This window comes from Yeosuana marina, from assembly GCF_011762485.1.
Taxonomy (GTDB): Bacteria; Bacteroidota; Bacteroidia; order Flavobacteriales; family Flavobacteriaceae; genus Yeosuana; species Yeosuana marina.
The window spans coordinates 305053-316203 of sequence record NZ_JAAKGI010000007.1 but is presented as its reverse complement, the minus strand read 5'-3'; the positions used below and the strand labels follow the sequence as shown (position 1 = coordinate 316203).

Here is an 11151-nt window from a genome sequence, read left to right as displayed (position 1 = left end):
CCTTTCCGAACAGAGAAGTTAAGCCCGTTAGCGCCGATGGTACTGCATTTGTGGGAGAGTAGGTCGTTGCCTTTTTTGGAAACCCTTCATAGTAATATGAAGGGTTTTTTGTTTTTATAAACTTTTTAATTATAAATATAGACGGACTTTAAATATAATACTTGCCTATAGCTGATGGTTGTAAGAGCGATAGAAACGACATCCTTTTTATGCTTAACGTCACAAGCATTACTCAAACTCAAAGCATCCGGCATGAAAAGATATAGTGGATAGCGCGGTTTTTAAATCATTTAAAAACTTGCCATTAATCGATTTTAATTTTATAAAATACAACAATCAGTTATTTAAGTATTAAAAATGAATGCGTTTTTGTTTTATAAAGAAATTAATTGATGGTTTAATAAGTAAGTATGTTGATTAATGTAAATAGAGTTAAATACTCCTTATTGCTCATGGATGCTCTAGTGATATCCCATTTGTTCTTAATTAGGAATACGTTTAGCTTTGCGAAATAGAGAGCGACACATAATTTTACTGGTTTTTAATGCTGCTAACTAAGTTAAGGTGATTGATTAAAGATTCAGTTAGAATAATTTGAATTGTTCTAAAGGATTTTTCATTTTTTATAAAAAACTGAATCTTAGTTTACTTTATTTATAAGTTTTACATCAGTCTTTTTTACTTTTAATTTTAGTAAAAAGGACGCCATAATAAAATATAGCAGAGTTAATCCCCATAATTTATACCATTCAGACGAAATTTCGATAAATGATGCTTTCATTTGAGTTAATTTTACAAATCCTTCGATTCCGTGAGTTGATGGTATTAATTGAGCTATAATTTGGTAAAATTCTGAAAAACCTTCTGAAGGGAATGACAATCCACTTAACATTAAAGAAGGAATGGATGTTAGAACTATAAAAAGAAGGGAATCTTCTCTTCTCTTAAAAAATGAACTGATAACTATACCTAAAAAGACAACTGAAAATACATAGGGAATTATAAAAATATAAACGGTTATTAATGATGATCTAATTGGAATTGAAAATAGTGTATAAATAATTCCAATTTGAATAGGAATAATTATTAAATAAAGAAATGTATATAATACAGCTTTTCCTAATAACACAGGAATGGTTCCTCCTTTATGTGCTAATCTGGGGAAGTGAGATTCCACACTGCGGTCTTCATTACGAGTTCCGTTTATTAAGCCAATTCCCATTAATAGTACTAATTGAATAATTAATGCCGTTAGCATGGGTATTAAATAAGTAGCGTATCCTCCTGATATATTAAATAAACTATTACTAACAGATTTAATTGGTGTGTAATTTTCAACAGCTTGTTTGTATGTCATTCCTTTTGAAATATCTTTTTTTATAATTATTCCTGCATTAAAATAACCGTTAATAGTGGTAACGGTTCCTAATACCTTCTTATAGAATAGCATATTAGAGGCATCAGAAAAAGTTGTTATTGTAACTTGTTTTCCACTTTTTATGTTTTTTTCAAAATCATGAGGAATAATAATTACACCTTTAATTTCATTTTCATAATGAGCAACTTTAGCTTCTTGTAAATCGTTATAATTGGAGTTAGCTTCCAACCCATCACCTGAATTTAACATAGCAATATAATCTCGACTTAACTTTGAAGCATCCTGGTTTACTATACCTACAGGTACTTTTTCAACAACTTGATTTGAATAAACAAAGGTGTAAGCTACAAGAATTAAAAGAGCAATTGATAGAAAAACTCCAATGATTGCCTTATCATTTTTAATAGCATTCCATTCTGTATTAATTGAATTCCAAAATGAAATCTTTGATCTGTGATATGACTTTATGATCTTTTTCATAATTAGATTCTATGGTTAAATTCACCTTTTAGAAAGAGTTTAGTGAGTTTATGCCAAGAAAAAAGAATTGGTAACACACAAAGAAGTATCAGAGCTAAAATTGCTCTAAGTGAGTAATACACTGGAAATCCTTGTTGAGATTGTTCCATAAACAATTTGAAAAAATGTGTAAAAGGAAAAATTTGACTTATCCATTGTATAATCACAGGCATAGAAAAAATGGGAAACGTAATTCCTGAAAAAGATAAACTAATGGCGGCAAACCCAGAACCAATTGTTAATGCTTCTCTAAAACTATTGCTTAACGACACAAATAATAATCCGAAAAATTGACTCGAAATAATCAATAAAATCAATCCAATTAATAAAGCAGGTTTGCTTCCGTTTAAAGGAAAATCTTGCCATACAAACATGGAGTAATACATGATTAACCCAACAAAAAAGAACCATAGTGTATAAGGTAAAATTTTACCAAAAAGGATGGGGCTTAATTTTTCATTAGAAATTCGTAATAATTGTTTGCCTTTACTATATTTTAAATCATTTCCAAAACAATAGATGGTAGTTAAAATTATTATTATTTGAAGAAAGTATGCTACAAAACCAGAATTTAGATAATACGAATAATTGGTATAAGGATTGGATAATACATGATTTTCTAAATTAACAGGTTGATAATTTATGATTGCTTGCTGAAATGAAACACCTTTTGCAAGTTGTTTTTTAACAAATATTTGTCCTGATATTGTTCCAATAACTTTACTGAAAGCTTTAAACTCTAACCCACCAGGTAGCAAAACATTGTTATTATACTGATTTAAAATAGTTACTTGTTTCCCGTTTTTTAAATCTGCTTCAAAACCTTTTGGAATAGTAACTAATCCATAAATTTCTCCTTGTCGGATTAATGATTCTCCTTCTTGCTGATTAATTAATGATTGATTAATTTGTAATTCAGGAGTAGCATCTAATTGAGAAATAATATTTCTTGATGTTGCCGAATTATCTAAATCAATTACAGCAAATGGTAAATCTCGTGCCACCCCAATTTTTAATAAACTAGAAAAGAACAGAAATGAAACAAATGGTAATATGACTGCAAAAACAAGTATCGTTTTACTATTTAATAGTAATGCTACTTCTCTTTTTGCTATACGTAGCATTGGTTTCATATTATTTTTTAAATTGTGAATAGTCTATTAATACACTCATTCCAGGTCTAAGATCATCCTGCTTATTTACAGGAGAAGCTTTAATTTCAAAGGTTCTAATATCAAAGTCCCCAGTAGATTTTGTAGCATTCCAAGTTGCATACTCTCCCAATGGTGCTATGTAATAAACTTTAAATTTTATTTTTTTGTATTCTAGGGCAGGAATGGTAGCTTCAAATTCAGTATCCTTTTTAAATTTAGATAAATAGGTTTCTTTTATGTTGATAACAGAATAACTATTAGTTAAATCTACCAAATGAGCAACAGGATAACCAGCTGGAATTAATTCGCCTTCTTCAGGCAAAAAATTTATAACTTCAGCATCAATAGGAGCTGTTATCATGGTTTCATTTTTATAGTCTTGAACTTCATTTAATGCACCAGTGGCTTGTTGCACTAATGCTTCTGCAGCTGCTATATCTTCTTTTCTAGCTCCTTTTGAAGCCATTTGAAACATACTTAGTGCAGCTTCCTGATCGTTTACTGCAGCCTTCATTTTTGCAAAGACTTCATCTTTGTGCTGTTCAGATACTAATCCGTCTTTAAATAAATTATCAATTCTGCTATAGGTTTTTTTCAGAACATTAGCTGCGGCGGTTGCTTTATTATACTGACTTTTAGCTGCTTTTATTTCTTCAATTCTTGCACCATTTGATGCTTTATTTTTTTGTGCGGTAGCTGCTTGTTGTGCTCCCAATGCTTGCTGTTCTTTCGCTATTATTTCAGGACTTTCTAATACAGCTAATAATTGACCTTTTATAACACTGGCACCTTCTTGAACCTCAAATGTTTTAATTCTTGTTGGTATTTTTGAAGAAAGATATATTTCTTTAGCTTCAATTCTACCTTGTAGCACTAGAGCTTTTGGTTTTGCTAATAACCATACACCAGTTAATACCAAAATAGCAATAAGGATAATACTTATAGCTGATTTTATGAGTTTTGGATTTTTCATTTTTTTAATGTTGATTTAAGAATAATTCTGTTTTCCCTATAAGTACCATAAGCTCACCGTAAGCAATATTGTATTCATAAAGAGCTTTTATTTTATTCAGTTGTATTTCTGATAATTTTAATGTAGCATCAACGACTTCTATTGAGGTTCCTGTGCCTTCTTCAAAAGCACGAGTACGCATAAATTTTAATTTTTCAGCATAGGTTTCATTTGTTTCTAAGCTTTCAAACTGTTCTAATTCTTTTTGCATTGTATTGAATAATTTCTCAGAATAGGTAGTTAAATTTAATTTTGCTTGTTTATCAATGGCAGTAATTTGGTCTATTTTTAATTGCGAAGCTTTTATTTTATGTTCTCTTTGAAAACCATTAAAGATTTCCCATTTCGCCCCAATACCAACAAACCATTTTGTGTTTTCCGCTAACGGCAAATTGTCGGTATAGGGTATATAGTTACCAAAAACACCTATACTTGGGTAATAATTACTTTTTTCTAGTTTTACTCCAATTTTTGCCAAATTTTTATTTTTCTCTATGGTTTTAAGTTTAGTATTACCCAATAGTAGGTCATATTTAAAATCTTCAAAAGAATTTACAATTGTTGGTTTATTAAAGGTTGTTGAAATTTGAGAGATATCATTTATACCTATAGTATTTTTTAAAGCAGTAGTTGCAAGAGCAACATCTTTTTGAGCTCCCTTTAATTCGGTTTCAGCATTTGAAAGGGCCACTTTTGCATTTAATGTTTCAACTTCTGCTATTATACCGTTTTCGTAAAACTTTAATGCCTGGTTGTAATGAAGTAAAACAGTTTCATAAACTTGTTGTCTTACCTTTTTAACTTCTTTGGCTAGTTTTAACTTAAAATAGTAATCTATTAATTTTACGGTTAATTCATCTTTTGTTAATTGAGAATGGTTTTCAGCAATATCTACTTTAATTTTAGTGACTTTATTGTAGTTATTAATTTTTCCTCCTGCTGATAGAGGCATGGATATTCCGACGGTTGCAAATGCTAAATTTTTTTCTTGTAATGTAAAATCCCAATTTCCTAAAATAGCAGCAGGATTTGGAATACTTAACAAACCACCAACCATATTTCGTGTAGAATTCAAATCTAGGTTAATATCGTTGTCTAATCTAAGATAAGTAGCCGATGCGTTTATAGTTGGATATCTTAACCCTTTTGCAGCTTTATTTTCTTCTTCTTTTTCTTGTACTTCAAAATTGGAAGCTTTTATATCTCCATTATTTTCTAACATCATCATATGTGCGTCTTTTAATGTTATTTCTTGAGCACTAATTATGTTATTTGTAATAATAATTAGAAAAATTAAAAATTTATATTTCGAAAAAAAACTATTAGTTTTAAATAGTGTATTCATTATTGAGCTTTTAATATTTTCATTATATTTTTTGTTAAGAATGTAACATCTTCGTCTATAGATTCTTGCAAGTCGAAAATGTTTTTTCGTTTAAAATTTAGATAATTAATTGAATAAAGGAATAAGTGATAGTATAGTTGATACAAACTTATTGATTCTGATATTTCTCCTGATTTTCGGCCTATTTCATGAATCTTGGCAATAACATCCAATCCTTTTGTTTTTAACTCTTCAGTAAGTGAAAAGTTTTCGTTGTGAAGTAACTGATAATAAAATTGTGAAGCAATGGGTTCATTAATGTAGTATACAATTCTATTTTGTATGAATGATTTGATCAAATGTTCAATTTTGGTATGATTGAATGCAAGTAAAAATGAAATCTCACTATAAATAGAATCCATCTTTTCATAATATAATTCATTTATTAATTCCTGTTTGCCAGCATAGATACGATATAGGTAGCCTCCACTAACTTCGGCATTTTTGGCTATCATTGCTATTGTAGTTGATTCTATACCATGTTGAACAATAGAAAGCATAGTAGCCTCTTTTATTCTTTTAATTTTATTTTGATCTATTTTTCTAGCCATAATGATTATTATTTTACACGATGCAAATATATGAATAAATATTCATTCATTTATAAATATGAATCTTTATGATGAAAAATACTTGCTTGATGTTTGTCTAATTTTTCCTTAAGAAGTTATTTTTGTTTATGTTTTAATTGAAATTTTTTTAGATAATTTAATGTAAGAATTACATCCTTTTTAGACTAAGTAATCCATAGTTTTAATATTCACATTATTTCGTTATTTTCGTTTTATGGATATAATTATTCAGTCTACCTTAAAAACACTTTATAAATCTAAATTTTTATTAGAAACGCTATCAGATAATGATTTTTGTGATTGTTCGGTATCTCCTTATTATTCAAGTGTAGGTTCACATATACGACATATATTAGATTTCTATGATTGTATATTAAATATGGATTCTGAAAGGCGTATTGATTTAACAGCAAGAAATAGAAATAAGGACGTAGAAAGTTGTTGCATTCTAGCAGCAGAGTACTTAAATAAGATTATTAATCAACTTACTAATATTGATTATAATTTTGATGAGATAGTTACTGTTATCGATGATTTGGGTACAGGAAAAATTGAAATGTCTTATACTTTGGCAGCGGTATTGTCTCAAGCCAATAGTCATACTATACATCATTATGCTATAATAAATTATATATTAGATGGCTTAGAGATATCAATGGCTGATTCAGATTTTGGATATAATCCTACAACTCCAAAGCGTGCTAAATTAAATTAGATTTAAGATTTATTTTTTTTAAATATACTATCTAATATGGTATTGATTCCCTTAAATGCTAGAAAAATAGCAAGAATAGATAAAACTCCTGCGGCAATTAAAATTGGAATATAAAGAGGCTTATCTTGATTAATGCCTGCTACATAAAAAAGGCTAGGACCAAAAAACATACAAATTAATGATAGCCCCATTATTTTAAGGCCTTTTACTAAAACATCCTTATCTGTTTTATCTGTATCCATTGTTGTAATTTTCAATAGCTGATCGTACATTTCCAAATATATCTAATAATTTTTTGGCTTCTTCTTCTGCGATGTGAAGTTCAGTCATAATCATTTTTGTACCTCGATTTACAAGTTTATTATTGCTAAGTTGCATATCTACCATTTTATTTCCTTTGATTCTGCCTAATTGAATCATAGTAGTTGTTGTTATCATGTTTAGCACTAATTTTTGTGCTGTTCCTGCTTTCATTCTAGAACTACCAGTAACAACTTCTGGCCCCACAACAACTTCAATAGGAAATTGAGCGGTTTTGGATAATGGACTATTATAATTATTAGTAATACAACCTGTAATGATATTGTTTTTATTGCAGGAATCAAGAGCCCCTATTACGTAAGGAGTAGTCCCGGAAGCAGCAATGCCAATAACAACATCTTTTTCGTTGATGTCATGAGATTTTAAATCTTTCCAGCCTAAGTCAATGGAATCTTCTGCAAATTCAACAGCTTTTCTGATAGCACTATCTCCACCGGCAATAATTCCTATAACTAAATCATAAGGTACACCAAAAGTTGGAGGGCACTCTGAAGCATCTAAAACGCCTAAACGACCACTCGTTCCAGCTCCGATATAAAATAATCGACCACCTTGCTTAAGTTGATAGACTACTTTTTGAATTAATTTTTCAATTTGAGGTAACGCTTTTTCTACTGCTAAAGGAACCGTTTTGTCTTCTTTATTTATGCTTACTAATAACTCATTAATACTCTTCTTTTCAAGATGATTATATTTAGAATCTAGTTCAGTTGTCTTGATAAAATCCATAGTTCAAAAATACACTTTTTTTACATTATGTATGTGCTAGAATTGCTTGTTTGACCATTATTTTTATAAGAGATTAAATAAAGAAAGAGTAGTAATTTATAATGTAATTATTTAAGAAAATGAGGTGCAAGTTTATTGAACTGTATATATATATTCATCTACTTGAGATGCCCTAAAATATCCTAGAGGAAAATTTTTAGGATTTGTTTGATTAATGCAGTTGCCTTTAACCGTTACAGGCTGTGTTTCAAAAGGGCCACCACCTTCTTCGCTATTTTGCTGTAATAAAATAAACATATAGTTGTAGAACTGTTTTGAAACTCCATAGTTGCGAATAGTTACATCATCACCCGTTGTTAAATCTTCTTCGGTATAAAACCCAAACATTTCGTTACCGTTTGTAAATTCATCTTTATAAACCTCTAGACTTGGTATTACAGGAATATTACTTATGAATTCAAAGAAATAATAATTTTCTTCATCTTCTGGATCTTTGTAAAAAGCTTTTAGTTCGGTTTCATTACCAGAGAAACCTCCGTCAAAATTTTGTTCTACATAATCAATATTAGCAACAGGTTTAAGAATTTCTGAAGCTGTATAAGTTTCTTCTTGATAAACGACTGTTAAGTTGTAAGTTTCATTTAAAACAGGAATAAAACTATTATTTTTATAAATACCAGTAGTACCTTCTTCAACAAAATTAAAGACATTATTGTTTGAGTCTGTAATTTGAATTTGTGCACCATTAGCTGAAGGAACAGAATTATTAAAATAAGGAGCTGTTAAACTAAGTTTTATGGATTGTTCATTACCCGTAGTTCCTTTAAACCAATTAATAGAGGCATCAATAACTAATCTTGGATTTTCTGAAGGAACAGCAACATCTATAACATCTTCGCATGATATTATGAATAATGAAAGGAATAATATGTAGATAAGTCTTTTCATTTTTTTAAAACTTAAAATTATAGGATACAGATGGAATAGCTCCAAAAATAGATAATCGTATCGCTTCATTATTACCTGTATTTCTGTTTTCCCTAAACGTGATAGATGAGGCGTTTTTTCTGTTATAAACATTATAAACACCAAATACCCAATAACTCTGATATCCTTTGTTTTTATTTGGTTTTGGTGTGTAATTAAATGATAGGTCCAGACGATGATAGGATGGAAGCCTGCTTGAATTTCTATCACTAAAATTAGCAATACTTAATCCGTTATATTCATATTGGCCAACAGGATACGTAGTTGGTTGTCCTGTTTGAAACAGGAAATTTGAGTTAAGTTCCCATTTATCATTCAACTTATAATTTGCAGTCAACGAAATGTCGTGGGTTTTATCATAAGGCGTATAGTACCAATTGCCATTATTAATACCAATTTCATTAGGTGTTCTACCTTTAGTTTGTTGCTGAGATTTTGATAAGGTATAGGATAACCACCCTTTTAGATTTCCTTTGTTTTTTCTAAATAACAATTCAAGACCATAAGCACGAGCTTTACCATTTAATATAACTTGCTCAATCGCTTCATTAGCAATTAAATCAGCTCCATCAATATAATCTATTCGGTTTTTTATAGTTTTATAAAAGCTTTCTAGCTCTAATGAATACATATCATTATTAAAATTTTTAAAATACCCAATAGCTATTTGATCTAGTAATTGGGGTTTAATGTATTTTCCACTAGGCGCCCAAACATCCAAAGGAGTTGGAGAACTAGTGTTAGATAATAAATGTAAATATTGACTCATTCTATTATAGCTAGCTTTAATTGAAGATTCACTATTTAGTTGATAAGCTAAAGAAATTCTGGGCTCTAAATTATAAAAAGCCTTAATAACATTACTCCGTTTAAAAGTATCGGTACCAATAGGGTCAGCTTTTTCATAAATCTGTAAATCCTCATTAAAATTAACTGCTTTGTTATTCGCATATATATTGAGTTCATCTTGACCTAATCGTAAAAAAGAACTCAAGCGTAAACCATAGGATAATTGCAATTTATTAGATATTTTTTGCTCAATATCAAAATAAATAGCATTTTCAAACGCATATTTGTCTGTAAGTTTATAGGGGTTTATGCCTGATGTATCTGATGAGGGTTGAATATTTCCTGGATTAAATTTGTAATAAATACTGTTTAAACCATAAAACAATTTAAAATTATTATTAAGATAATGTTTGAAATCGTATTTAATATTGAAATTTTGAATACCTGAATCCCAGTTAAATTCAACAAAACCCAAATTTAAACCGTAATAGTAATCTGAATAGATTAACGATAGGTTTGAGAAAAGTTTATCAGAATATAAGTGGTTCCATCTAAAATTCAACACCGTATTACCATAGGTATTTTCAAAGCTATTATTAATATTAAATACGTCTCTACCAAAATAACCAGACAAATAAATATTGTTGTTATCATTCAGTTTATAGCTCAATTTCGTGTTTAAATCATAGAAATATGCTACATTATTAACATCAAAAAGCGGCAAAAATAAATGGGCGTATGATGATCTGCCACCAAAAAGAAATGATCCTTTTTCTTTTTTTATAGGACCTTCAACGAGCAGTCTACTCGCTACAAAACCAATACCTCCATTAACATGAAAATCATTACTATTTCCTTCTTTTTGGTAAATATCTAAAACCGAAGAAACGCGACCACCATATCGGGCTGGAATTCCTCCTTTATATAATTTTAAGTCTTTGATTGCATCCGGATTAAAAACAGAAAAAAGGCCAAATAAATGCGATGAATTATAAATAGTAGCTTCGTCTAATAATATTAAATTCTGGTCTGCCGCTCCACCACGTACATTAAATCCTGAAGAGTTTTCGCCAGCATTTGAAATACCCGGAAGCAATGTTATAGCTTTAACAACATCAGCCTCTCCTAAAATTGTAGGTAATTGTTTAATTGTTTTGGCAGTTAGTGCATTTACACTCATTTGTGGTGTAGATATATCTAACTTTTCAACATTTTCTGTAATAACGACTTCATCTAAATTTTCTAAAGATTCTTGAAGCTGAAAGTTTTGTGTAATATTATCAGACAGATTGATAGTTTTTTTAAGACTGTTAAAGCCTAAATAACTAACAATAATGTCATAGGTTCCTTTTGGAAGTGTGATAGAATAAAAACCATATTCATTCGTTGAAGTTCCGGTTTTTAGTTCAGATATAATAATATTAACACCTATGAGTGTTTCGTTACTTTCTTCGTTTGAAACAGTACCACTTAAAGTAAATTTTTCTTGAGCATGTAATAATTGACCACTCAAAAATAAACCCAATAACAAATAGGGTAATATGTATTTCATTAATAGCAATTTTTTTGTAAAAATATTAAAAAAAAACTC

Annotated in this window: 10 protein-coding genes and 1 rRNA gene; 2 read left to right on the top strand and 9 right to left on the bottom strand. The window is 29.4% G+C overall.

The annotated features are described in order from the left end of the window. Positions 1–75, top strand: a 5S ribosomal RNA gene (gene rrf / locus G5V56_RS19250); the annotation flags it as partial. A gap of 565 nt (positions 76–640) precedes the next feature. Here rrf and G5V56_RS10105 read toward each other — a convergent pair. From G5V56_RS10105 to G5V56_RS10085, 5 genes are read right to left on the bottom strand one after another with little or no spacing between them, the layout of a single operon-like run. Beyond that, a complete protein-coding gene (locus tag G5V56_RS10105) occupies positions 641–1858 on the bottom strand; it encodes an ABC transporter permease (RefSeq protein ID WP_166964480.1) in 1218 nt (405 codons plus the stop codon). A 2-nt stretch (positions 1859–1860) separates the two neighbouring features. Beyond that, positions 1861–3030 carry an ABC transporter permease gene (locus G5V56_RS10100; protein WP_166964478.1) on the bottom strand — a complete coding sequence of 390 codons (1170 nt, stop codon included), beginning with the start codon at positions 3028–3030 and terminating at the stop codon, positions 1861–1863. Position 3031: 1 nt separating this feature from the next. Further along, a complete protein-coding gene (locus tag G5V56_RS10095; protein ID WP_166964476.1) occupies positions 3032–4024 on the bottom strand; it encodes an HlyD family secretion protein in 993 nt (330 codons plus the stop codon). Positions 4025–4028: 4 nt separating this feature from the next. Continuing rightward, positions 4029–5408 carry a TolC family protein gene (locus G5V56_RS10090; protein ID WP_166964474.1) on the bottom strand — a complete coding sequence of 460 codons (1380 nt, stop codon included), beginning with the start codon at positions 5406–5408 and terminating at the stop codon, positions 4029–4031. Beyond that, positions 5408–5998: a TetR/AcrR family transcriptional regulator gene (locus tag G5V56_RS10085; RefSeq protein WP_166964472.1), complete on the bottom strand. Its 591-nt coding sequence runs from the start codon at positions 5996–5998 to the stop codon at positions 5408–5410. Before G5V56_RS10085 ends, G5V56_RS10090 begins: the two co-directional genes overlap by 1 nt. A 400-nt stretch (positions 5999–6398) precedes the next feature. Here G5V56_RS10085 and G5V56_RS10080 point away from each other — a divergent pair, with 400 nt between their 5' ends. Next, the gene (locus G5V56_RS10080) at positions 6399–6734 is read left to right on the top strand and encodes a hypothetical protein (protein ID WP_240911288.1); all 336 of its coding nucleotides are present in this window, start codon (positions 6399–6401) and stop codon (positions 6732–6734) included. A gap of 2 nt (positions 6735–6736) precedes the next feature. On the opposite strand, the gene G5V56_RS10075 is transcribed toward G5V56_RS10080, so the two are convergent. The 4 genes from G5V56_RS10075 to G5V56_RS10060 all read right to left on the bottom strand — a co-directional run bounded on the left by G5V56_RS10075 (position 6737) and on the right by G5V56_RS10060 (position 11112). After that, a complete protein-coding gene (locus G5V56_RS10075; RefSeq protein WP_166964468.1) occupies positions 6737–6976 on the bottom strand; it encodes a DUF6095 family protein in 240 nt (79 codons plus the stop codon). Beyond that, positions 6963–7784 carry an N-acetylmuramic acid 6-phosphate etherase gene (murQ, locus tag G5V56_RS10070; protein WP_166964466.1) on the bottom strand — a complete coding sequence of 274 codons (822 nt, stop codon included), beginning with the start codon at positions 7782–7784 and terminating at the stop codon, positions 6963–6965. Before murQ ends, G5V56_RS10075 begins: the two co-directional genes overlap by 14 nt. Before the next feature lie 132 nt (positions 7785–7916). Continuing rightward, on the bottom strand, positions 7917–8732 hold the full coding sequence (locus G5V56_RS10065) for a DUF4249 family protein (RefSeq protein WP_166964464.1): 816 nt from the start codon (positions 8730–8732) through the stop codon (positions 7917–7919). 4 nt (positions 8733–8736) lie between these two features. After that, a complete protein-coding gene (locus tag G5V56_RS10060; protein ID WP_166964462.1) occupies positions 8737–11112 on the bottom strand; it encodes a TonB-dependent receptor in 2376 nt (791 codons plus the stop codon). Positions 11113–11151: the final 39 nt, after the last annotated feature.

Coding starts and splice junctions, on each gene's coding strand:
- G5V56_RS10090 (WP_166964474.1), bottom strand. CDS start 5,408: ATGAATACACTATTTAAAACTAATAGTTTTTTTTCGAAATATAAATTT.
- G5V56_RS10105 (WP_166964480.1), bottom strand. CDS start 1,858: ATGAAAAAGATCATAAAGTCATATCACAGATCAAAGATTTCATTTTGG.
- G5V56_RS10095 (WP_166964476.1), bottom strand. CDS start 4,024: ATGAAAAATCCAAAACTCATAAAATCAGCTATAAGTATTATCCTTATT.
- G5V56_RS10065 (WP_166964464.1), bottom strand. CDS start 8,732: ATGAAAAGACTTATCTACATATTATTCCTTTCATTATTCATAATATCA.
- G5V56_RS10100 (WP_166964478.1), bottom strand. CDS start 3,030: ATGAAACCAATGCTACGTATAGCAAAAAGAGAAGTAGCATTACTATTA.
- G5V56_RS10075 (WP_166964468.1), bottom strand. CDS start 6,976: ATGGATACAGATAAAACAGATAAGGATGTTTTAGTAAAAGGCCTTAAA.
- G5V56_RS10060 (WP_166964462.1), bottom strand. CDS start 11,112: ATGAAATACATATTACCCTATTTGTTATTGGGTTTATTTTTGAGTGGT.
- murQ (WP_166964466.1), bottom strand. CDS start 7,784: ATGGATTTTATCAAGACAACTGAACTAGATTCTAAATATAATCATCTT.
- G5V56_RS10085 (WP_166964472.1), bottom strand. CDS start 5,998: ATGGCTAGAAAAATAGATCAAAATAAAATTAAAAGAATAAAAGAGGCT.
- G5V56_RS10080 (WP_240911288.1), top strand. CDS start 6,399: ATGGATTCTGAAAGGCGTATTGATTTAACAGCAAGAAATAGAAATAAG.